Origin of the sequence: Kordiimonas sp. SCSIO 12603, from assembly GCF_024398035.1 — a bacterium.
Classification (GTDB): domain Bacteria; phylum Pseudomonadota; class Alphaproteobacteria; order Sphingomonadales; family Kordiimonadaceae; genus Kordiimonas.
Genome location: NZ_CP073748.1, coordinates 3,828,695 through 3,850,845, shown reverse-complemented (window position 1 = coordinate 3,850,845; position 22,151 = coordinate 3,828,695). Strand labels below are relative to the sequence as shown.

The 22,151-nt window shown below is 48.1% G+C and carries 25 protein-coding genes; 14 read left to right on the top strand and 11 right to left on the bottom strand.

Annotated features, from left to right (window positions below; all coding sequences use genetic code 11):
* Nucleotides 1–41 precede the first annotated feature (41 nt).
* The 5 genes from KFE96_RS18190 to mutM all read right to left on the bottom strand — a co-directional run bounded on the left by KFE96_RS18190 (nucleotide 42) and on the right by mutM (nucleotide 3,102).
* A complete protein-coding gene (locus KFE96_RS18190; protein ID WP_255833957.1) occupies nucleotides 42–245 on the bottom strand; it encodes a hypothetical protein in 204 nt (67 codons plus the stop codon).
* A 294-nt stretch (nucleotides 246–539) separates the two neighbouring features.
* The gene (gene rpsT, locus KFE96_RS18185; protein ID WP_247017766.1) at nucleotides 540–803 is read right to left on the bottom strand and encodes a 30S ribosomal protein S20; all 264 of its coding nucleotides are present in this window, start codon (nucleotides 801–803) and stop codon (nucleotides 540–542) included.
* A gap of 202 nt (nucleotides 804–1,005) precedes the next feature.
* Entirely contained in the window at nucleotides 1,006–1,782 is a 777-nt protein-coding gene (locus KFE96_RS18180; protein WP_255833956.1) for an enoyl-CoA hydratase, read from the bottom strand.
* A gap of 107 nt (nucleotides 1,783–1,889) precedes the next feature.
* The gene (locus KFE96_RS18175) at nucleotides 1,890–2,261 is read right to left on the bottom strand and encodes a hypothetical protein (protein ID WP_255833955.1); all 372 of its coding nucleotides are present in this window, start codon (nucleotides 2,259–2,261) and stop codon (nucleotides 1,890–1,892) included.
* Nucleotides 2,262–2,268: 7 nt separating this feature from the next.
* A complete protein-coding gene (mutM, locus tag KFE96_RS18170) occupies nucleotides 2,269–3,102 on the bottom strand; it encodes a bifunctional DNA-formamidopyrimidine glycosylase/DNA-(apurinic or apyrimidinic site) lyase (protein ID WP_255833954.1) in 834 nt (277 codons plus the stop codon).
* A 107-nt stretch (nucleotides 3,103–3,209) separates the two neighbouring features.
* Here mutM and ubiE point away from each other — a divergent pair, with 107 nt between their 5' ends.
* The 8 genes from ubiE (at nucleotide 3,210) to KFE96_RS18130 (ending at nucleotide 9,320) form a co-directional block, all read left to right on the top strand.
* Nucleotides 3,210–3,980 carry a bifunctional demethylmenaquinone methyltransferase/2-methoxy-6-polyprenyl-1,4-benzoquinol methylase UbiE gene (ubiE, locus tag KFE96_RS18165; protein WP_247017759.1) on the top strand — a complete coding sequence of 257 codons (771 nt, stop codon included), beginning with the start codon at nucleotides 3,210–3,212 and terminating at the stop codon, nucleotides 3,978–3,980.
* A 14-nt stretch (nucleotides 3,981–3,994) separates the two neighbouring features.
* Complete coding sequence (ubiB, locus tag KFE96_RS18160) at nucleotides 3,995–5,521, top strand: 2-polyprenylphenol 6-hydroxylase (protein ID WP_255833953.1); 1,527 nt, start codon at nucleotides 3,995–3,997, stop codon at nucleotides 5,519–5,521.
* An 86-nt stretch (nucleotides 5,522–5,607) separates the two neighbouring features.
* Nucleotides 5,608–6,807, top strand: a complete 1,200-nt coding sequence (gene coaBC / locus KFE96_RS18155; RefSeq protein ID WP_255833952.1) for a bifunctional phosphopantothenoylcysteine decarboxylase/phosphopantothenate--cysteine ligase CoaBC — start codon at nucleotides 5,608–5,610, stop codon at nucleotides 6,805–6,807.
* A 5-nt stretch (nucleotides 6,808–6,812) separates the two neighbouring features.
* Nucleotides 6,813–7,289: a dUTP diphosphatase gene (gene dut, locus KFE96_RS18150; RefSeq protein WP_255833951.1), complete on the top strand. Its 477-nt coding sequence runs from the start codon at nucleotides 6,813–6,815 to the stop codon at nucleotides 7,287–7,289.
* Entirely contained in the window at nucleotides 7,289–7,495 is a 207-nt protein-coding gene (locus KFE96_RS18145; protein ID WP_255833950.1) for a zinc ribbon domain-containing protein, read from the top strand. The genes dut and KFE96_RS18145 overlap by 1 nt, the downstream gene beginning before the upstream one ends.
* A gap of 49 nt (nucleotides 7,496–7,544) precedes the next feature.
* A complete protein-coding gene (locus KFE96_RS18140) occupies nucleotides 7,545–8,135 on the top strand; it encodes a hypothetical protein (RefSeq protein WP_255833949.1) in 591 nt (196 codons plus the stop codon).
* A complete protein-coding gene (locus tag KFE96_RS18135; protein WP_255833948.1) occupies nucleotides 8,135–8,899 on the top strand; it encodes a HesA/MoeB/ThiF family protein in 765 nt (254 codons plus the stop codon). Before KFE96_RS18140 ends, KFE96_RS18135 begins: the two co-directional genes overlap by 1 nt.
* 1 nt (nucleotide 8,900) lies before the next feature.
* Entirely contained in the window at nucleotides 8,901–9,320 is a 420-nt protein-coding gene (locus KFE96_RS18130) for a DsrE family protein (RefSeq protein WP_255833947.1), read from the top strand.
* Between the two features lie 19 nt (nucleotides 9,321–9,339).
* Here the strand turns inward: KFE96_RS18130 and KFE96_RS18125 are convergent, their stop codons facing one another.
* The gene (locus KFE96_RS18125) at nucleotides 9,340–10,194 is read right to left on the bottom strand and encodes a prephenate dehydratase (RefSeq protein ID WP_255833946.1); all 855 of its coding nucleotides are present in this window, start codon (nucleotides 10,192–10,194) and stop codon (nucleotides 9,340–9,342) included.
* Between the two features lie 282 nt (nucleotides 10,195–10,476).
* Here KFE96_RS18125 and KFE96_RS18120 point away from each other — a divergent pair, with 282 nt between their 5' ends.
* A complete protein-coding gene (locus tag KFE96_RS18120) occupies nucleotides 10,477–11,052 on the top strand; it encodes a cytochrome c family protein (RefSeq protein WP_255833945.1) in 576 nt (191 codons plus the stop codon).
* Nucleotides 11,053–11,119: 67 nt separating this feature from the next.
* Here the strand turns inward: KFE96_RS18120 and KFE96_RS18115 are convergent, their stop codons facing one another.
* The 4 genes from KFE96_RS18115 to KFE96_RS18100 all read right to left on the bottom strand — a co-directional run bounded on the left by KFE96_RS18115 (nucleotide 11,120) and on the right by KFE96_RS18100 (nucleotide 14,163).
* Entirely contained in the window at nucleotides 11,120–11,974 is an 855-nt protein-coding gene (locus tag KFE96_RS18115) for a C40 family peptidase (RefSeq protein ID WP_255833944.1), read from the bottom strand.
* Complete coding sequence (locus tag KFE96_RS18110) at nucleotides 11,967–12,323, bottom strand: MarR family transcriptional regulator (RefSeq protein ID WP_247017740.1); 357 nt, start codon at nucleotides 12,321–12,323, stop codon at nucleotides 11,967–11,969. The genes KFE96_RS18115 and KFE96_RS18110 overlap by 8 nt, the downstream gene beginning before the upstream one ends.
* Nucleotides 12,324–12,394: 71 nt before the next feature.
* A complete protein-coding gene (locus tag KFE96_RS18105) occupies nucleotides 12,395–13,810 on the bottom strand; it encodes a M17 family metallopeptidase (protein WP_255833943.1) in 1,416 nt (471 codons plus the stop codon).
* 32 nt (nucleotides 13,811–13,842) lie between these two features.
* Nucleotides 13,843–14,163, bottom strand: a complete 321-nt coding sequence (locus KFE96_RS18100) for a 2Fe-2S iron-sulfur cluster-binding protein (protein WP_255833942.1) — start codon at nucleotides 14,161–14,163, stop codon at nucleotides 13,843–13,845.
* A gap of 106 nt (nucleotides 14,164–14,269) precedes the next feature.
* Here KFE96_RS18100 and KFE96_RS18095 point away from each other — a divergent pair, with 106 nt between their 5' ends.
* Entirely contained in the window at nucleotides 14,270–14,641 is a 372-nt protein-coding gene (locus KFE96_RS18095) for a cupin domain-containing protein (protein ID WP_255833941.1), read from the top strand.
* An 81-nt stretch (nucleotides 14,642–14,722) separates the two neighbouring features.
* Here the strand turns inward: KFE96_RS18095 and aceB are convergent, their stop codons facing one another.
* Complete coding sequence (aceB, locus tag KFE96_RS18090) at nucleotides 14,723–16,333, bottom strand: malate synthase A (RefSeq protein WP_255833940.1); 1,611 nt, start codon at nucleotides 16,331–16,333, stop codon at nucleotides 14,723–14,725.
* A gap of 183 nt (nucleotides 16,334–16,516) precedes the next feature.
* Between aceB and KFE96_RS18085 the strand changes: the two genes are divergently transcribed.
* The 4 genes from KFE96_RS18085 (at nucleotide 16,517) to KFE96_RS18070 (ending at nucleotide 22,020) form a co-directional block, all read left to right on the top strand.
* Complete coding sequence (locus KFE96_RS18085) at nucleotides 16,517–17,953, top strand: short-chain fatty acyl-CoA regulator family protein (protein ID WP_255833939.1); 1,437 nt, start codon at nucleotides 16,517–16,519, stop codon at nucleotides 17,951–17,953.
* Nucleotides 17,954–18,123: 170 nt separating this feature from the next.
* On the top strand, nucleotides 18,124–19,518 hold the full coding sequence (locus tag KFE96_RS18080; RefSeq protein ID WP_255833938.1) for an L-serine ammonia-lyase: 1,395 nt from the start codon (nucleotides 18,124–18,126) through the stop codon (nucleotides 19,516–19,518).
* Between the two features lie 174 nt (nucleotides 19,519–19,692).
* Nucleotides 19,693–21,630 (top strand): acetate--CoA ligase, encoded by a 1,938-nt coding sequence (gene acs, locus KFE96_RS18075; protein ID WP_255833937.1) that lies wholly within the window; start codon nucleotides 19,693–19,695, stop codon nucleotides 21,628–21,630.
* A gap of 9 nt (nucleotides 21,631–21,639) precedes the next feature.
* On the top strand, nucleotides 21,640–22,020 hold the full coding sequence (locus tag KFE96_RS18070; protein ID WP_255833936.1) for an MGMT family protein: 381 nt from the start codon (nucleotides 21,640–21,642) through the stop codon (nucleotides 22,018–22,020).
* Nucleotides 22,021–22,151 lie beyond the last annotated feature (131 nt).

Here is a 22,151-nt window from a genome sequence, read left to right as displayed (position 1 = left end):
TTTATTTGGCTCCCTGTTGACCATCGGGTTTATTTACTCCTTCACCACGCGCTACCGGCTACCCAACTTGCCAGTCCCGATGAAACATCCACGCCCGTGTTGGACTGCCTTATGTGTTGGCCGTGTGCAGTCTCTCGAGACAAAAAAGCACTGGCGCGCCAAAACAGGAGCGTGAACATCAAAATTTTTTCAAAAGCGATAGCGTAACCCCAGCTTTTAAACCCCTTCGCCTGAGTTACTTCCAAGCAGCTCTCCTATCGGAGATGGCTGGTTGCTCGGTAAGGCCTATCGCAGTCAAGAAACGAAGATACATCTGGCTCAGAACGCCAGCAACTGAATCTATCGCTTGACTCTAAGATTCTTAGTAGCCGTATGGTGATTCATGATTTGGACCACAAGATATTGATTCAGGGAAATTGTATACAATTTCGTGTGCATGCTTTGTTCTGGTTTTTGTTTCAAAATGAAAAAGGCCGCATCAAGTGATGCAGCCTTTTTTCAATTTGAACCGCTTCTGAAGAAGCGAATCGGTATTTCGATTAAGCGATAGCTTTAACGCGAGCGCTTAGACGAGAAACCTTACGTGATGCAGTTTTCTTGTGCATAACGCCTTTAGTAACACCACGCATGATTTCAGGCTGTGCAGCTTTAAGAGCTTCTGTTGCAGCAGCTTTATCACCAGCTGTGATCGCGTCTTCAACTTTACGGATGAAAGTACGGATACGGCTAACGCGTGATTTGTTAATAGCAGCGCGGCGGTCATTACGACGGATACGCTTTTTGGCTTGAATTGTATTTGCCATTTTTTTCAACCTTCGTTGGCGGCGCTTCCTGCTGGTTTCTTCAACCAATCGGGCGCTCACCCTAATTACGTTACATAATGCGTTTTCAGCAGCCTATTACAGTTTTACTGCAACGCCAATGAATTTGACGCGGTGTTTAAACTGTTTCGAGCCTTCGGTCAATAGTGAAAAGACTGGAAAACCAGCCTTTTCCGATTCGTTTTTACCGGTTCTTAAATTGAGGCTGACGCTTCTCAATAAAGGCGTTCATGCCTTCCTTCTGATCTTCTGTTGAGAAGAGTGAATGGAACACACGGCGTTCAAACAGCAGGCCTTCTTGAAGTGTTGTCTCAAGCGCGCGATTCGTTACTTCTTTCGCCAGCGCTACAGACGGTGCAGAAAGTTCGGCGATAGCGCTTGCTACTTCAAAGACATTTTCCTGTAGGTCTTCTGTTGGAACGATGCGGCTAACAAGGCCGGAACGTTCAGCTTCTTCAGCATCCATCATACGGCCTGTAAGCATCATATCCATTGCTTTAGATTTGCCAACAAGGCGTGTAAGGCGCTGAGAGCCACCAATGCCAGGAATAACACCAAGCTTGATTTCCGGCTGGCCGAATTTTGCATTTTCAGCTGCGATGATGAAATCACATGCCATTGCAATCTCGCAGCCGCCGCCGAGGGCATAGCCTGAAACCGCTGCAATCACTGGTTTGCGCACTTTGGCAAACACTTCGTTGATTTCAGCAAACTTGTTTTCTTTGAGTACATCAGCAAATGTTTGTTCAGACATTTCCTTAATGTCTGCACCTGCTGCAAAAGCTTTTTCACTGCCAGTTACAATAACAGCGCCGATTTCATCGTCGCCATCAAGAGCAAGAAGCGCGCTGCCAAGCTCACTGAGGAGCTGTGCATTCAGTGCGTTTAGCGCGTCTGGGCGGTTCAGTGTAATAACACCAACGCCGTCTTGCTTATCAAGCAGGATCGTTTCAAAAGTCATAAATGAGCCTTCTTTTTGGTCCGACTTCTTAAAAGCAGACTCCTACTTTGTAGCGAACCATTTGAAAAGGGTTTTGTGATGAACTGAGTATGTTCGGGAATATATGGTTATTTTGTTGGCGCGAGCCTCAAGATGATGCGTCCTGTTTCTGCCTGAGGTATATCATTCAGAAAGGTAACGGTATTACCGCCGCGTGTGCATTTGAGACTCTGCGGAGGGCGTTTACAGCTCCAGCCAAGCGCAGAAAGCGCAGTTTTGTAGGCATTTAACGCCTCTGTCCCTTTGTTGCTAGTAAGTAAAGTAGCTTCAGCAACCGTGCCGCTCGGGGTATCAAATACTACAGGATCACCTGCAATTTCACTTACGATTTCAAGCTTCGGTATATCCGGAAACCCTTCAATAAAGCCATCTTCAGCTATCAGTGCCGATGAAGCAAATGTGAAGGCAAAAAGTGCGAATATCTTGGTTGATTTGGTCATAAAGCTCTTATCGCTGACATTTGGGGCAAAAAAATGTTGATCGATTCGATTGCACGATCCGGTCAACCGTACCACCACATCCTTCTTTCAGGCAAGCTTCGCCTTCGCGGCCATAGGCTTTGAAACTATGCTGGAAATAACCAAGTTCTCCATCCACTTGTGCATAATCCTTTAAGGTGGAGCCCCCTGCCTCTATGGCTTCGCCGAGCACAGCGCGAATTGTTGGCACAATCGCTTCAATTTGTTTTTTACTGATGTCTTTGGCAGCTGTTTCTGGGTGCACGCTTGTGCGCCACAGCACTTCACACACATATATATTGCCAAGCCCGGCGACGATTCGTTGATCCAGAAGCGCAGCCTTAATATTCGTCTTCTTGTTATGGAAGGCGGTCAACAGGGTATCTTCATTAAAGCTGTTGCCGAGAGGTTCAGGACCGATGTTTTTAATATGGTCATGATCATCAATGGAATTGACGTCAGAAAAGAGCCAGAAACCAAACCGACGAGGGTCATTATACACCACACGGTCGCCCGTCATTGTCTCTATATATATGTGGTCATGTTTTTCGAGTTCAGGTGCTGTACCAGCCGCGTGAATATTGAAGCGTCCTGACATGCCTAGATGCAGGATAGAGACAAGCCCATCTTCGCATTCCATCAATATATATTTTGAGCGCCGCTTAAGGGCAGTAACCTTATTACCTTCAAGCCGTTCGCTGAAATCCTGCGGAATATCATAGCGCAGGTTTTTTCGGCGCGCTTTGGCAAGGCGAATGGTTGAGCCTTCAAGAACAGGGGCTAAACCTTTGCGTACAGTCTCTACTTCGGGAAGCTCGGGCATTTTGTCGCTATATTCTCTCTAAATATAAAGGAAGCTGGTATCCTCGGTTAGCCTAGTTTATGGTCGCCCGCAATATTCAAGTAAAGTAAGTTTAAGGCACTGGTGCTATGAGCAGTTCAGCAAGCGAAAATCAATCCGGCGAAAATACGACCCATTTCGGCTATAAGACCGTGCGGGAAGAGGAAAAGGCTGGCCTTGTAAAAGGTGTGTTTAATTCGGTTGCTGACAAGTATGACGTGATGAACGATGCCATGAGCATGGGGATTCACCGCGTATGGAAAAACTCCCTTATTGATACCGTGAATCCTCGCCGGAAAATGCATCTGCTTGATATGGCAGGCGGCACCGGTGATATCGCTTTTCGTTTCCTTGATGCGTCACCTGAAAGTTCTGTAACTGTGTGTGATATCAACGCGGAAATGCTGCGCGTTGGCCGTGACCGCGCTGAAGAAAAGGGCTATGCTGATCGCTGTGAATTTGTGTGCGGTGATGCCATGAAGCTGCCGTTTGAAGATCGCAGTATGGATGCATACACTATTGCGTTCGGTATCAGGAATGTAACCCGCATTCATGAAGCGATTGAAGAAGCTTACCGTGTGCTTAAGCCCGGCGGCACATTTTACTGCCTTGAATTTAGCCCTCAGGTGGTGCCTGTGCTTCAGGAAGCCTATGATACATACAGCTTCAATGCGATCCCGTGGATGGGCGAGAAAATCACCGGCGACAAAGAAAGTTATCAGTATTTTGTGGAATCAATCCGCCGTTTCCCAACACCTGATAAATTTGAAGCGATGATCCGAGAAGCTGGTTTTAGCCGTACTGCTAAGCGATCTATGTCGGCAGGGATTGCTTACATCCATTCTGGCGTACGTATTTAATAGGGCAGCTATACGTGAAGACACTTTTCCACTTATGGCAACTGATTACTATGGCTGCAGGGTTCCGCCGCTATGGGGCTTTGCGTGCACTTGATAATATTCAGGAAGTGCCCGATTGGGCACCGCGCCTCCTGCGCTGCTTTACGTTCTTTATACCGCGCCGCAGGAAATTACCTGAAGCAGACGGTGAACGTCTTGCGCTTGCGCTTGCCGATATGGGCCCGGCTTATATTAAGCTTGGACAAACACTTGCTACACGCCCCGATCTGGTTGGTCGTCCCATTGCAGAAGGGCTTTTGACCTTGCAAGACAGTTTGCCTGCTTTCTCATTCGGTAAAGTAAAAGCAACAATAGAAGAAGAGCTGGGCGGCCAGCTTGCTGATCACTATAGCGAATTTGCAGAAACTCCTGTGGCGGCTGCTTCTATCGCGCAGGTGCATAAAGCGGTGACGACTGAGGGGAAGAAGGTTGCTGTGAAAGTGCTGCGCCCGGATGTGGAAAAGCGCTTTAACCGTGACCTTTCCTTGTTTAACTGGCTTGCACACCTGGCGGAAAAACACAGCAAGGAAGCACGCCGCTTGCGCCTTAAAAAGGTGGTGGCAAAAGTTCGGGAAACCGTAAACCGTGAGATGGACTTGCGCCTTGAGGCAGCAGCGTGTGCGGAACTCGCTGAAAACATGGCGAGTGAAAGTAATTACCGTACACCGAAGATGGAATGGGAGCTTACCGCCCGCCGTGTGATGACACAGGAATGGGTGGATGGTATTCGCCTTGCCGATAAGGAAGCACTTGAGAAGGCAGGCCATGATCTGCCGAAACTTGGCAACACAGTTGTTCAAGTGTTCCTGAAGCAGGCGCTACGAGATGGTTTTTTCCACGCTGATCTCCACCAAGGTAACCTGATTGTGCAGCCAGACGGCAGCATTGTTGCGGTGGATTTCGGGATTATGGGCCGCCTTACCAAACGCGAACGTCGGTTCCTTGCAGAAATCTTGTTCGGTTTTATTCGCCGCAATTATACACGGGTGGCGGAAGTGCATTTTGATGCGGGGTATGTGCCGCGTACTGAAAGCGTTGAAGAGTTTGCACAAGCTATGCGTTCGATTGCTGATCCAATTATGGATCTGCCGATTGAAGAAGTATCCGCAGGCCAGCTTCTTGCACAGCTTTTTGCTACAACAGAGCGGTTTAAGATGCAAACCCAGCCACAGCTTTTGCTGCTACAGCGTACGATGGTGATGGCAGAAGGTATGGCCCTTCATCTGAACCCGCAGGCGAATATGTGGAATATCTCTGAGCCAGTGATTGAGGAATGGATCAGATCTAATCTGTCGCCAGAAGCCCGTCTTGCGGATGTGGTGAATAAGCTGCCGAACCTCTTGGAACGTATTCCAAGCCTTGTTGAAAAGTGGCTCGATGAAGATGAACCTACCGAGGAAGATGAGGAAGAAACAGTTGAGCAACCACGCCCGCAAAAGCTATGGCCGTTTGCGCTCGGACTTATCACTGGTGCGACTATTCTGAAAATTCTCACACTTTGATGTTACCTCGCTGTACGCCAGCGTGATTGCAGCGCGGCATGTTTCCCTTTATATGAAGGGTGGAATTAAAGTTTAAGGAAGCCCTTATGCTGAACGGCAAACGCATTCTTCTTATCATTGGCGGCGGTGTCGCGGCCTATAAAGCGCTTGATCTGGCGCGCAGGCTAATGGAGCGCGGTGCGCATGTGCGCGGAGTGCTCACAAAAGGCGGGCAGGAATTTATCACCCCGCTTTCTGTTGCAAGCCTGACAGGTGAAGAATGTTATACAGAACTTTTCTCGCTGAAAGATGAAGCAGAGATGGGGCATATCCGCTTATCGCGAGAAGCCGATCTTATTCTTGTGGCACCTGCAACCGCTGACCTGATGGGTAAGATGGCTGGTGGGCTGGCAAATGATCTTGCCTCCACAGTGTTGTTGGCAACTGATAAACCAGTAATGGTGGCGCCCGCGATGAATGCCCAAATGTGGGAACATCCGGCAACCAAACGTAATGTCGCAACACTCAAAGGTGATGGTGTCCACTTTATCGAGCCGGGTGAGGGTATGCTGGCTTGTGGTGAAGTTGGTGCCGGGCGCCTGGCTGAGGTGCCGGATATGGTTGAAGCGGTTGACCAGTTTTTTTCGTCCGCACCACAGCCTCTGAGCGGCAAGCACATTATTGTAACAGCAGGGCCGACCCACGAGCCGATTGATCCTGTGCGCTATATCGCCAACCGTTCAAGTGGTAAGCAAGGTTTTGAGATTGCAGGCGCGCTCGCAGCCCTTGGTGCAAAGGTTTCACTGGTGGCAGGGCCTGTGAACCAGCCAACACCAAAAGGCGTGAACCGCATTGATGTTGAAACTGCTCTTGAAATGAAAGATGCGGTGGAAGCCAGCTTACCAGCCGATAGTGCCGTTTGTGTTGCTGCAGTGGCTGACTGGCGTGTTGAAAATGGCGGCAAGACCAAGCTCAAAAAGTCTGTGAACGGCCTGCCTGAATTGGCGCTTGCTGAAAACCCAGACATTCTCAAAACTATTTCAAATTTGAACGGTAACCGCCCGCAATTGGTTGTTGGTTTCGCTGCCGAAACGAATAATGTTCTAGAGTATGCTGCTGCCAAGCGTGAGCGTAAAGGCTGTGATTTGATAGTTGCTAACGATGTATCAGACGCTACTGGAATTATGGGAGGGGACCATAATGAAGTGCATCTGGTAACCGGTAGCGGGGTTGAAAGCTGGCCGAGCATGGCGAAGGCCGACGTGGCGGGTAAACTCGCTCAAAAGATTGCCGATTTATTAGGATAAATTTGATGACTACTACCGTACCTAGAGGTCCTGTATTAATTGAAGTTAAGCGCTTGCCGCACAGTGAAGGCTTGCCGCTTCCGAAGTATGAAACATCTGATAGCGCAGGCATGGACCTTTATGCCGCGCTCGCTGAGGGAGAGACAATCACGCTTGGTTCCCTTGAACGTGCAATGATCCCAACAGGTCTGGCAATGGCGCTGCCGAGCCGGCATGAAGCGCAAATCCGTCCGCGCTCAGGTCTTGCTGCAAAGAACGGAATCACTTGTCTGAATACACCAGGAACCATTGATGCCGATTACCGCGGCGAGGTGAAAGTGATCCTCGTAAATCTATCAAATGAACCATTTACTATTGAACGTGGCATGCGCATTGCCCAAATGATAATAGCGCCCGTAACACAAGGTGAGTGGTTAGGAGTTGTGGAACTTGGGGAAACAGAGCGCGGCGAAGGTGGATTTGGATCAACGGGGACAAAATAATGTCAAAGCGCTGGGAATGCCCAAAGTGTGCAAACACTTCTTATGAAACAGATGAAATTACAACGACAGGCTCTACATGGAGCAAGTTCTTCAATATTCAGAACCGCAAATATGTAGCGGTGACCTGCCGGAACTGTAATTACACTGAATTTTATAAAGGCCGGACCAGCACCCTTGGTAATGTGATCGATTTCTTCGGCAATTAGGAAGCTCTATTGGTAACAAATGGATGGGCAGTAGCAAGCCTGATTTAGTATGAATTATGAAGTTTTAGTTGCTTCTGATTTTGATGAAGAGGAACAATTCTGGGGCGAGTCATACCAGATTGAGATCGAGGCTGAAAATCTAGCGACAGTATTCGATAAAGCTCGATTACTTAAAGGGCCGATTGTGACCATTCTCTGGATTAGAGATGATATGGGCAAAGTCTTATATTATGCTGATGAAAGCCATGATGAGTACGAGTATGGGTTTGATAGGCAAGATTGTTTATCTTTATTTCCTAAATTACTAAAAAGATGGCCAGATACAATCAATGTGTCTCAAAAAGAATGGACGGAAGACCGGAGCGGATGCTTGATATTTGAATTATCAGATATTTATCATGAAATAGATGATGAGATCTGCGATCAAGCGGAGAGAAAAATACTCCCAGAGATGCAAGTTAATATTTCGTTGGTCTTATCTTGGTTGATTTTTGGTATTCTACACGACCGTGCAAAAACAACTGAACACTGGATAACTACGCAAGATATTTGTTTTGAAGAAATTGAGTGCGAAGTGAAAAGAGCTTACTTAGGCTGGAAGCATGAGAAGCCGGCGGCAGGGTTTATTGAGGTTCATTAATGGATTTCACAGACGAACAATTAGAGCGCTATGCCCGCCATATCATCCTGAAGGAAGTTGGCGGTGCAGGGCAGATGGCTTTATCACAGGCGAAAGTACTTGTGGTGGGGGCTGGTGGTCTTGGTGCGCCTATGCTGATGTACCTTGCAGCCGCAGGCGTAGGCACCATTGGTATTGTAGATAATGACCATGTGGAGCTATCAAACCTGCAGCGGCAGATTATCCATCACACGCCTGATGTAGGTGCCTTAAAGGCAGAAAGCGCAAAGGTAAAGCTTGAAGCACTGAACCCTGAGGTAACCATCAATATCATTCCTGAACGTCTTGTGACAGAGAACGCAGAACGCATTATCAGTGGCTATGATATTGTGGCGGACGGCACGGATAACTTTAAAACACGGCATCTTATCTCCGACACCTGTGTGAAGCTTGAGAAGGTGCTTGTTTCAGCAGCGCTTGGGCCATACGAAGGGCAGATCGCAACCTTTAAACCCCATGCGGGTGAAGGCTTGCCCTGTTACCGCTGTTTCCTACCCATTGAACCTGATCCATCGCAGGAGCGCACTTGTTCTGATTTCGGTATTCTCGGTGCAGTCGCTGGTGTGGTTGGTAGCCTTCAGGCGCTTGAAATTCTCAAGGAAATCACAGGTGTAGGTGACGGCCTCGCGGGCAAAATGTTGATGGTTGATACTTTCAGTATGAATGTACGCAAGATTGGTTTGCCGAAAGATCCAGGTTGCCCAAGCTGTGGGGAAGGGAAGTAGTATGGCAAAACAAGCACCTCGCAGACCAATGACCTTGATGGTAATCAGCCCGGAGGCTGACCGTATTCATATGGCATTGATGACAGCAGCGACAGCTGCGGCCATGGGCCAGCCAACAACTTTCTTTTTCTCAAAAGCTGCCGCCAAATTTCTAACGAATGAAGGTTGGGAAAAGCTTCAAACCAGTGAAGGGGTGGCGTCCACTGAAATGGATATAGCCCTTGATGCAGCTGGCGTAGCAGACAAAGCTTTGTTGATGGATGGCCTTGCTGCTCTCAATGTTCGTTTTGTTGTATGCGAATCAGCACTTCGTGAGCATAATATTGATGCTACAGAGATTATTACCCGCCCGGCGGTGGAAATTAGTGGCCTCGCTGATATCATCGAAAAAGGCACTGGCGGTGATTGGCTGACCTTTTAAAAAAGCCAGCCTTTGAGATTTAAACGCGGGCGCGTTCCATTTCGTAGGTGCCTAGAATATTCACGCGCTTTGAATGAAACTCTAATTCCTCCATGGCGCGTTTCACGTTTGCCATTCCCATATGACCGACGATATCTACGTAAAACTCTGAAACAGTGAAGCTATCTGATTCGTAATAGCTTTCAAGCTTGGTCATGTTCACGCCGTTAGTGGCGAAGCCGCCAAGAGCTTTATAAAGCGCAGCTGGGATGTTCTTCACTTCGAAAGTAAAGCTTGTCATCAGTTCCCCGCGTAATTTTTCAGGCTCTGTTTTTTCCTGTGAAAGCACAACAAAGCGCGTGGTGTTATTGCCTTCGTCCTGCAGGTCTTCGGTGATGATCTGAAGACCATAAACTTCTGCGGCCAGCTTGCTGGCGATGGCCGCAACAGAATTATCACCGAGTGCGGCAACATGTTTGGCCGAACCCGCAGTATCTGCGAAAGGCTCTCTGTGCAGGCCCATAGCGCGCAGGTTTTTCCGGCACTGACCAAGCGCCTGTACGTGGCTGGTTACTGATTTCAGGGTTTCCTTACTGGCATCTGGTGTTGCCAGGAGGCAGTGACGGATGCTTTCAAAATGCTCACCAATGATATGAAGGCCTGAACCGGGGAGGAGGATATGTATATCCGCCACGCGGCCAGCGGTGCTGTTTTCAATGGGAATCATTGCAAGACGGGCTTTGCCATTTTGTACCGCTGCAAGCGCATCTTCAAAGCTTGGGCAGGGCAAAACATCCATAAACGGAAACTTCGCCTGTGCCGCCATGTGGGAATAAGCGCCGAGTTCGCCTTGGAAGGCGATCGTATTCTTTGGGTCTTGGGCAGAGGTGTTCATTGAAATTTCCATTTAAAAACATATTAGAAGGGTAGAATTTGTGCCAAGAGCAGCGCGCTAAGTCAACGGATTGAGAGGCGTTTTAGGTCCTGCGGCTTCGTGTCACGCCAAAAAAAGTGATTTTTTTGTCGAGATTCTTTAAAAAGGTGCAATTGACATCTTGAAAAAGATGCCCATGAGCGGCTATTGTCGCGCCGAACTGGTTACCGCGCTATATTAGGCTCTGTCAGGGGTGATAGAACGGGTAACTGATGGATTGCTCGTCTGCAAGGAGAAGAGCCTGTGGATTCCTTTGAGTGGAATAAAGTAATGGGCGCGGTTATTTCGTTTGCCCTACTGATCATGGTTATTAGAACCATTTCTGATAGCACGTTTCATGTAGAAGAAACGAAGCCTGCTTTCACAATTGAAGTTGCCTCTGCTGGTGGTGCTGCTGAAGCTGCAGAAGAAGATAAGCCTTCGCTTGCAGTTCTTCTTGCTTCTGCTGATGCTGCAAAAGGTGCGAGACAGTTTGCTAAGTGTAAAGCTTGTCACACTGTTGAAAAAGGCGGCAGAAACGGTACTGGCCCGAACCTTTACGGTATTATTGGTCGTTCAGTTGCTGCGGATGATACGTTCAAATATTCTTCAGTTCTTGGTGGTGCAAACCAGATTTGGACTTGGGAACTTATGGACCAGTGGCTTACTAGCCCTAAGAACACATTCAAAGGCACATCAATGGGCTTCGCTGGTATCAAGAAAGAACAACAGCGTGCTGATCTGATGGCGTACCTACGTACATTTGCTGATGTTGAAGAAGCACTTCCAGTTGAAGAAAGTGCTGAGAAAGCTGAAGAAGCTGCTGAGGTTTCCAGATAAGCTTTAAGCTGATAAGAATTTCAGGAAGGCGGTACCATCTGGTATCGCCTTTTTTGTTGCTTGGTATCTAGGTTGTGAGGCGCTTGAAACCTGAAAAAGGTGGTTTGCCTGTCTCGCTTGCCACCCAGCGAATCACATCTTCAAGCGGATCAATGGTTACAGCCATGTGAGTGGCGTTTGCGTGCAGTAAGCGTGTGTCATCCAGCATCCAGCCGACATGGCCCGGAAAGAAAGCCAGATCACCATGCCTTGGTGTTTCATGCTGCTCTAACAAACGACCAAGGCTGTTAAACTGAGCACTTGAATCTCTGTGAGTGCGAATACCGCATGCCGCAAGAGATATTTGTATGAGGCCTGAACAATCTATCCCCAAGCGTGAGCGACCACCCCACAGGTAAGGCGAGCCAAGGAAAGAAAGCGCAATACCAACTGGGTCTGCTGTAACGGCGCCTATTTCATCAAGGTGCTTGCTGTAAACCCAGTTACCATCAGCAAGTGGCAGGAACTTATTCTCCTCTGCTCCGGTGGTCGCCGTAAGGTAAGACCCCATCGGTACTGCCTGCATAGGCCGGGATTTAAGAGAAGGCTTCGCATAGATATGTGTAAGAGGCGCTGAAATTTGATGGGTTGGTTTCTGAAGAGTTTGGCTCAGAGATGAAATCTCCACCCACCCTCTATAGCCATCAATAAGGCTAGTGATAAAAGCCCAGTCCGTTTCTGCTTTTTCCAGATATACTGGTTCACCGTAAAGAAGGCAGCTTAATGTCTCTGCGTGAATATCAGCGGCTTCTTTAAGTAAAACAATCGGCTCTGAAACCTGATGGCTTGCTTCATCCTTCAGTGAAAGATGCGCTGCTGTTTCCAGAAGGCCCTTCGGGTCCAGAAAATCAGGAAAGCCAAAAGCCTGAGTTACGTTATTCATCGTCCTGCGGGATTTTCTTATCAGCGGCTACGATACGGTCAGAAAGTTCGCTGAGAAATACTGCACCTTTCACTGTGCGCTGTACCAACACACTGCGTTTGTCTGCATCGTCTCGTTTCCGTTTCACGAGACCCATCTGGCCCATTGTATCAAGGGCGCGTGTGATAACCGGTTTGGTTACATTCAGGTCAGCCGCAAGGCCGCGAACAGTGTGTGGTGGCTCTGTCATATAAACAGAAAGAAGAACAGACATTTGTCTGGAAGTTAGGTCAGGGTCTTTTGATCGCACGCTTTGAAGGTGAGCTTCACGCCACACTTTCAGCATTCGTGGATTTGTTTTCTCTGACATAACAGCGGCTCCTCTAACCCCACAGTATAGCTGTATCAAAACAGCGGAACAAACCCTGTCCCAGAAAGAGGTTAGTCGTCAAGCGTCAAGATTGTGTTAATCGCTTTAAATGATGCACGAATTCCCTGTGCGGCACCTCCGTGAGGGCGCCCAGGTTTGGTAGATTGAGACCAAGCATATACGTCAAAGTGAACCCACGGAATATTTTCACCGACAAATTTCTGAAGGTAAAGAGCAGCCGTGATTGAACCTCCAAAGCCACTTTCGGCGCAGTTGCTCATATCTGCGATACGGCTGGAGAACATATCATTATAGGGAGCCCAAAGCGGCATCCGCCATAATGGATCACCTGTTTCCTTTGCACCTTGTTCAAGTGCTGACCAAACAGAATCATCATTGGTGTATGTGGCTGGAAGGTCTTGGCCCAACGCTACGCGTGCTGCACCGGTAAGGGTTGCGAAATCGAGCATAAGGTCAGGATTTTCTTCTGATGCTAAAGCGATAGCATCACAGAGAACAACACGGCCTTCGGCATCTGTGTTGTGGATTTCCACTGTCAGGCCCTTGCGGGTGTCAATTACATCACCCGGTCTGTAGGCGTTACCGGATAAGGCGTTTTCCACCGCTGGTATAAGAAGGCGTAAGCGTACCTTTAATCCGGCGGCCATGATAAGCTGCGCGAGCCCAATAGTGTGTGCGGCGCCGCCCATATCTTTTTTCATGAGGCGCATACCAGCTGATGGTTTTACATCCAGTCCGCCTGTATCAAAACAAACGCCTTTACCAACAAGAGTTAGCTTTGGTGCATCTTCCTCTCCCCACTGCAAGTCTATAAGGCGTGGCGCTCTGCCTTCAGAGGCAGCACGGCCCACAGCGTGGATCGCGGGAAAGTTTTCTTCAAGTAGATCATCACCAACAATGGTCGAGCAGGTGGCGCCATATTGTTCTGCCAGCGCTTCGACGGTATCCTGAAGGTGAGCTGGGCCCATATCTTCTGTTGGTGTGTTTACAAGATCGCGCACTGTGGCCATCGCGGATGCTTCAGCTGCGATAAACTTTATATCGATGCCTTCGGGAAGAAGAAGTTTCTTCGCTGACTTCTCTGCCTTGTCTAAATATTTGGTAAAGCTATGTTGAGCAAGGCACCAACCAAGTGCCCCTTGGCTAAGAGCTGTTTCAGAAGCTTTACCTTCAACACGGTATGTTCCGTCTTCCAGTTTTTCTGCAACTGCCGCGAGCCACCAAGGGTCGTCGTCAGAAATACCATCGCCAGTTCCCACAAGAACTTTGGTTAGTTCACCTTCAGTGTTCGCTACAGCAAGTTGCTCACCTGCTTTGCCAGAGAACCCGTTTGCTTTACACCAGTTTAACTCTGTAGCTGATAACCCTGACAGGCCTTTAGTAAAAGCACCGTTATCTACAAGAGTTAAAGAAACAGCACTTTGAGTATCAGAATCTGTGCCCAGAAAGGCAGTGAAATCAAACAAAAGGGATCTCCGAAATAGCTTGTTAGGGAAGTTTAGTCTTCTGGGGCCAAGGTTACTTTAAGGCCATCCATGCTGTCATCAACTTCTACCTGACAGGAAAGGCGGGAGCTGCCAGACTGGAAGTGTTCACTATCTTCCAGAAGATACTGTTCATCATCTTCCATATCTGGAAGTTTGGCATATTGTTCTTCTTCAATAAAAACATGACATGTGCAGCAGCTACAGCAACCACCACAAACAGCAGCCATATCATCAAAATCATTGTTACGGATATTTTCCATTAGAGAAAGACCAACCTCGGCTTCGATTGTGCTCGTTTGGCCCTCGAGGTCTGTCACAGAAATCTTTACCATGCTTCTTTCCAATTGTAAGGCATCACTAATATATACTAGGGAGATAGGTTATTCGGCAAAACATCAAGCTTTGGCAAGCAAAAAGCGGAAAAATTACGGTGAACTGATGCATATTGTAAAAATGGATAACGTTAAAACCCCAACGATTGATCTGGGTGGGGAGCGTATATTTGAGCTTTTAAACGCCTCAACAGCCGGAGGCGGTGTTAAGAACCACAGTATGATCCTACTTGAACTTGACCCTGGTCAGTCTTCCCCAAAGGTGCCTCATTTTCATAAACATTCTGAAGAAACATATATTGTGCTTTCCGGGAATGCAGAGATGAATATTGAAGGAGACATCTTTCAGCTGGAAGAGGGTGATATTGCTGTGGCTGGATGCGGCGAGAAACACCAGATTACCGCTGTTGGCAATGAGACGTTGAAGTGCCTTGCTGTTATGGCAGCGCCATTTGATATGGAAGATGTGTTTGAATAACCCTGATGCAGCATAAAAAAAGGGCCGGTAAAAACCGGCCCGAAAGTACATCTGCACTCCGCAGATGTGAGGGACAATCTGTTACTGAATGCGAGCGTATGCAGGTGTTGTAAGGAACTCCTCCAGCTCGTCGGCGAAGGCTAGCTCGAGGAACAGCTCGCCTGCTTCCGCAAGTCTGCTGTTCTCGAACTTGTCCTGGCCTAAGGACTCTTTCATTTGCGCGAGTTCATCATCATAAAGCTCGTGGATCATGTCTTTCGTCACGGTTCTACCGTCTGCCAGCTCAGCGCTGTGAAGTAGCTGTTGCCAGATTTGCGTGCGGCTGATTTCGGCTGTAGCGGCATCTTCCATAAGATTATAGAGCGGCACCGCGCCGCGGCCTTCCAGCCATGCAGCGGTATACTGGATGCCAACGCGGATATTTTCGCGCACACCATTTTCAGTTGCCTGACCTTTGTGGGGGGCTAGCAAATCTTCTCTGGTGATTTCCAAATCTTCCCGTAAGCGGTGGATTTGGTTCGGGCCTTTCATCAAACTATCAAATACTTCTTTGGCGGTTGCTACCATGCCTGGGTGCGCCACCCATGTGCCATCATGACCAAAGCTTGCTTCACGGTCTTTGTCAGCACGCACTTTATTGAAGGCGATTTCGTTTGCTGCTTCATCATTTTTAACTGGGATCTGTGCGGCCATACCACCCATCGCGTGGGCGCCTCGCCGGTGGCAGGTTTTAATAAGTAAAAGCGAATAGGCTTTCAGGAAGGCTTCACCCATCACCACCTGCGACCGGTCCGGCAACAAATAATCGGCGCTTTTGCCGATGCGTTTAATGTAGCTGAAAATATAATCCCAGCGGCCACAGTTCAGTCCAACAATATGGTCTTTGAGCGCATGAAGGATTTCATCCATTTCAAAAGCGGCGGGTAGTGTTTCAATAAGAACCGTTGCTTTAATGGTGCCGTGCTTAAGGCCAAGGAATTCTTCCGCATAGGTGAAAACATCATCCCATAGTTTGGCTTCCTTATGGCTTTCCATTTTTGGCAGATAGAAATAAGGACCCGTGCCTTTATTAATAAGTTCTCGGGCATTATGGAAAATATAGAGACCAAAATCGAAAAGTGATGCGGACATTGGTTCGCCGCCAAACTCTGCATGAGCTTCCAACATGTGCCAGCCGCGCGGGCGCACCTTAAAGGTGGCAGTTTCTTCATTCATTACATAATTTTTGCCGGTGTTTGGATCTGTATGTTTCAGCATATTGCGGGCATAATCCATACCGTTGATCTGACCGTTCAGCATATTATCCCATGTGGGGGATGAAGCATCTTCAAAATCCGCCATGAAAACATTAGCGCCTGAATTGAAGGCGTTGATCATCATTTTACGGTCAACCGGGCCTGTAATTTCAACACGGCGATCCTGCAGGTCATCTGGTGTGCCGAGGATCTTCCAATCACTCTCGCGAATGTCTTTTGTATCTTCAAGGAAATCAGGAAGTTCACCACGATCATATGCTTTCTGGCGCTCTTCGCGGGCTTTCATAAGGTCACGGCGGCGACTGCCAAACCGATTTTCAAGGTCGGTGATAAATGCAATGGCATCGTCAGTCAGGACTCGCTTGTAAGCGTCCGTAACTGTACCGGTAATCTTAAGCGTTGGCGAAACTGCTGCTCTTTCCGCTGTTGTTTGCATTTGTAAACCTCGTAAAATTCTATTTTGTCCACTCATGTAGCGCTTTTGTTTTCTTGCGCCTTGTAAGCCTATATTTCACGAAAATTGCTGAAAACAAATTAATATTGATACAAAAAGTGTTCGATTGTATGTTTTTGTAAAAGTCATAAAGTTAATTTGTAAAAAAAGTAAAAGGTGTGATTTGTGTCTGATTTAGCGTCAAAGAAGATATTCGCAGGCCCGCGTATTCGCCGCCTTAGGCGAGAATCGGGGCTTTCGCAGTCGCAGATGGCATCAGAGCTTGGGTTTTCTACAAGCTACCTTAATCTGGTTGAGCGCAACCAGCGGCCTGTTTCAGCGCAATTCCTTTTGCGGTTGGCGGAAGTGTATGATGTTGAACTGAGCGCTTTTGCAGGCACTGATGAAGCACGAGCCTTTGCTGATCTTTCTGAAATACTTGCAGACCCTATGTTTAAGGGGCTCGATCTTTCACGTGGTGAAATGCAGGATATGGCTGATGCTGCTCCTCGGGCAGTTGAGGCCTTTAGTCTTCTCTATAAATCTTTTCAGCAAGCCAAGCAGAGCGCGACAGAGCTTTCCAGTCAAGTGGTAGAGCGTGGTGGTACAGAGCCTGATGCTATTTTCCCGGTGGACGAGGTGCGTGATTTTATCCATGACAGAAAGAATTACTTTCCAGAACTGGATGAAGCTGCAGAGGCGCTGCATGAAGAATTAGGGCTGCACCGTGATGATGCTTTTATGGTGCTGGCAGGGCGGCTGGATGAAGAGCATGGTATTCGTGTGCGGATTATGCCGTATGAAGTAATGCCTGAAACCTTGAGGCATTTTGATCTGCATCGCAGGCAGCTTTTAATTAGCGAAATGCTCGATGCCAGTACTCGAGTTTTCCAGCTCGCACTTCAAATCGCCATGCTTGAATATCGTCCTGTGGTTTTGCGTATTGGGGATAGTCATAGTTGGCGGACAGAAGAAGCAAGACGCCTAGTGCGGATTAGTCTCTTCAATTATATCGCCGGGGCACTTTTGATGCCCTACAGCCGCTTCCTGAATGATGCCAAGGCGCTTAAGTATGATATTGAACATATGTCTCGTCGCTACGGTGCCAGTTTTGAGCAGGTTTGTCATCGACTGACCACTTTGCAGCGTCCGGGTGAGCGAGGCGTACCTTTCTTTTTTATTCGCCTAGATAAGGCTGGGAATGTGTCTAAGCGCTTTTCGGCGGGCCGCTTCCATTTCTCCCGTTTTGGCGGTACGTGCCCGCTCTGGCGGGTACATGATACTTTCTCAACGCCCGGTAAAATAGATACCCAGATTATCGAAATGCCTGATAACACGAGATATTTTTCTGTGGCACGAACTGTGAGCAGGCAAGGCGCGCGGTATGGTGACCCGGACCAACAGCTAGCTATTGGTTTGGGGTGTGATATCGCTTATGCGCGTGAGTTAATTTATGCTCGGGGGCATGATCTCGAAAATCCTGAAGCAACCCCAGTGGGGCCTAATTGCCGTCTGTGTGAGCGCCCAGCATGTCCGCAACGAGCAAACCCGCCACTTACGAAATCACTGGTTCTGGATGAGCGTTCAAGAGGTGTATCTGCATACCGTTTTTCTCAGGAATAACGTGCGAGTAATTTTATTGCGTATCATTAAGGGGCAGTTTTACTGCCCTTTTTGTATGTGTGAAATAATATTTCTTATTTCTCAGTTTAAATTTTTCCGATTGCCTTACTACATTTTCCGCCATAGCTTGGCGCGCAAATAACAAGAAATTTCTGTGGGGCAACAGAGTAATGAGCACAAGTGTTCTTGATCTTTTTAATATCGGTATTGGTCCTTCCAGTTCCCATACCGTTGGGCCAATGCGAGCTGCGCGTGACTTTATTGAAAATGTTGAAAAGGCTGGAAATCTGCCAAAAACCGTTCGCGTGGTAACCAAGCTTTATGGGTCATTGGGGGCAACTGGCCGTGGTCACGGTTCTGATACGGCTGTTCTTTTGGGGCTTCTCGGTGCCTGCCCGCGCGGTGTGGATGTGGAAGCAATTCCTGATATGATTGCTGATATTCGCGCACGTAAGAATATTTCAATCCTAGGAAAACAGGATGTTCACTTCGAGGAAGAAACAGATCTTCAGCTTCTTCCCAGAGAGCGCCTTGATTTTCACCCTAATGGGATGGAGTTCTGGGCCTATGCTGAATGTGGCGAAGAGCTTGCTCGGGCTATCTATTATTCCATTGGTGGTGGTTTCATTGTTACAGAACATGAAGCTGAGATGGACCATTTTGAAGAAGAAGCGGTTAAGCATCCTTATCCGTTTACCAGTGCGCAGGAACTTCTTGAGCGCTGCAGAGAGGCGGATCGCCCTATCAGCTGGGTGATGCTGGAAAATGAAAAAGTAACACATTCAGAGGAGCATATTCGCAGCTCCCTTCTTGAAATATGGGAAGTGATGAAAGAGTGCGTGCAGCGCGGCTGTTCTCGTGGTGGTGTTATGCCGGGGCTTAAAGTAAAGCGTAGAGCGGCTGAGCTCTACAAGCAGCTTTCAACAAAAGCAGAGGCAGCACTTACTGATCCACTAACTATTCTGGATTGGGTGAACCTATATGCGTTGGCGGTGAATGAAGAAAATGCCGTTGGTGGTAGGGTGGTAACAGCCCCAACCAATGGTGCGGCTGGTATTGTACCTGCTGTTCTTCATTATTACGCCAACTTTGTACCGGGTGCGAATGATGATGGTATTGTTCGTTTCCTCCTTACCGCAGGGGCTGTTGGCCGCTTGTTTAAGGAAAATGCTTCAATTTCTGGTGCTGAAGTTGGATGTCAGGGTGAAGTTGGTTCCGCTTGTTCGATGGCTGCAGCCGGGCTTGCAGAGGTGCTTGGTGGTACGCCTGAGCAGGTGGAAAACGCTGCAGAGATTGCCATGGAACATAATTTAGGGCTTACATGTGATCCTATCGGTGGGCTTGTGCAGGTACCGTGTATCGAGCGGAATGCTATGGCCTCTATTAAAGCGATCAATGCTGCGCGTTTGGCTCTTAAAGGCGATGGTGAGCACTTCGTAACACTGGATAAAGTGATCCGTACTATGAGAATTACCGGGCGGGATATGCAGTCCAAGTATAAAGAAACGGCCGAAGGTGGCCTTGCCGTTACTGTGCCGATCGCTGCAACAGTGGTGGACTGTTAAAGATATATCTGCATAAAACTACGAGAGAAAAAGCCGCTGCCGGCGGCTTTTTTTATGCTTCTTTCAGGCGCCTAATCCATCACATCAGTAAAATTGCCGTAGACACCAGCTTTTCATAAATTATGGTATGGTCCTTTGAGGCTGAGGGGCCCTTGCGGAAAGTGGAGGAATGTTATGAGTGAATTAGACCTTGTACCTGTGAAAGATAGTGCGCTTGCGAATACTCTTTGTACGAATGAAGAGTATATGGCCAAGTATGAGCGTTCGGTGAAAGACCCGGAAGGGTTTTGGCGTGATGAAGCAGAGCGTATTAGCTGGATGAAGCCTTTCTCTATCGTAAAAAATACCGATTTTACCGGCGATGTTTCTATCAAATGGTTTGAAGATGGTACTCTGAATGCTTGTGTGAACTGTGTTGACCGTCATTTGCCGGAAAAAGAGAATGATACAGCGCTTATTTTTGAGGGTGATGATCCGTCTGAGAGTGCGCATATCACCTATGGTGAGCTTCTGGGCCACGTTAGCAAGTTTGGTAATGTTCTAAAAAAACAAGGCGTGGAAAAAGGTGACCGGGTTACCATTTACATGCCAATGATCCCTGAGGCGGTTTATGCCATGCTGGCATGTGCTCGGATTGGGGCTGTGCATTCTGTGGTGTTTGGTGGTTTCTCTCCTGATGCGCTCGCTGGCCGTATTCAGAACTGCGAATCTGACTATGTAATCACTGCCGACGAAGGTCTGCGCGGTGCCAAGAAAGTCCCACTAAAGAAGAATGTGGATGAGGCGCTAACGCAGTGCCCCGATGTGAAAAGCGTGGTGGTGGTGAAGCGCACTGGCGGTGATGTTGGCTGGGTTGAGGGCCGTGATGTTTGGTATCATGAAGAAACAGCACAAGTATCTGCCGATTGTCCACCTGAAGAAATGAACGCAGAAGATCCACTCTTTATCCTTTATACATCAGGTTCAACAGGTCAGCCGAAGGGTGTGCTGCATACCACAGGCGGTTATATGGTCTGGACCAGTATGACCCATGAGTATGTATTCGATTATAAAGACGGTGATGTTTATTGGTGTACCGCTGATGTGGGCTGGGTAACAGGCCATAGCTATATTGTTTATGGGCCGCTTGCGAACGGAGCTACCAGCCTCGTGTTTGAAGGTGTGCCAACATACCCGGATGCGGGTCGTTTCTGGCAGGTGTGCGAAAAGCATAAGGTGAATATCTTCTACACGGCACCAACAGCAATTCGCGCTTTGATGCGTGAAGGCGATGAGCCTGTGAAGCGCTATGACCTGTCCAGTTTGCGTCTTCTGGGGTCTGTTGGTGAGCCGATTAACCCTGAAGCTTGGGTTTGGTACTATAAAACTGTGGGCGAAGAACGGTGCCCGATTGTGGATACATGGTGGCAAACAGAAACAGGTGGTGCGATGATCACACCGCTCCCGGGCGCGACTGATTTGAAGCCGGGTTCGGCTACACGGCCAATGTTTGGTGTGCAGCCTGCGCTTCTTGATGGTGATGGAAATTACCTTGAGGGTGCGATCTCAGGTAATCTGGTGATTACAGATAGCTGGCCTGGACAAATGCGTACTGTTTATGGGGACCATGAACGCTTTAAACAGACTTATTTCTCTACCTACAAGGGGCTTTATTTCACTGGTGATGGTTGTCGGCGTGATGAAGATGGCTATTACTGGATTACGGGCCGTGTAGATGATGTGATTAATGTATCAGGCCACCGTATGGGAACTGCTGAGGTGGAATCGGCGCTGGTTGCTCATGAAGGTGTTTCTGAAGCCGCTGTTGTTGGTTTCCCACACGATATAAAAGGGCAGGGCATTTACGCTTATGTAACACCGCCAGTGGGTGTTGAGCCAACAGAGGAGCTTCGCGCTGAGCTTGTGAAGTGGGTGCGCCATGAAATTGGCCCAATTGCCACGCCTGATCATATTCAGTTTGCGCCGGGTCTTCCGAAAACACGGTCAGGCAAGATCATGCGCCGCATTCTCAGGAAAGTAGCTGAAAATGAATTTGGTAATCTTGGTGATACATCAACGCTGTCAGACCCTGCCGTGGTGGATGATCTGATTGAAAACCGTTTAAATCGTTAAGGGTTAGCTGTGCGACAATACTCCAGCTTTCCCCAGATTTATGAATTGGTGAAGTTAATCCCTGAGGGGAGAGTGGCTAGCTACGGTATGATAGCTAGCCTCATCACTGGTGCGACCCCGCGCATTGTGGGGTTTGCGATGGCTGGTGTTGGGGCGCAGGATGTGCCGTGGCACAGAGTTATTAATTCCGCTGGAAAAATCAGTGAGCGAGAGGGGGCTGACCGCCAACGTCAGCGGCTTGAAGAAGAGGGTGTAGTCTTTTCAAAAGCAGGCAAAATTAAATGGAAAGAATTTGGTTGGGCCGGGCCTGAAGAAGACTGGGCAGAAAAAACGGGTATGGAATTCTTTGAATTTCTGGAAATAACTGCTAAATGGCCTGTACATAGTTAGGTTGTATCTTTTCGGGCACAATATGTGGTTCTGATTGCATATTGTGTATAAAATCCTTATTTTGTTTTGACTTAAGCACCTATTTATGAGAAATTAATTCCAATTATTCTTATGTCGATTCTATCGGCAAT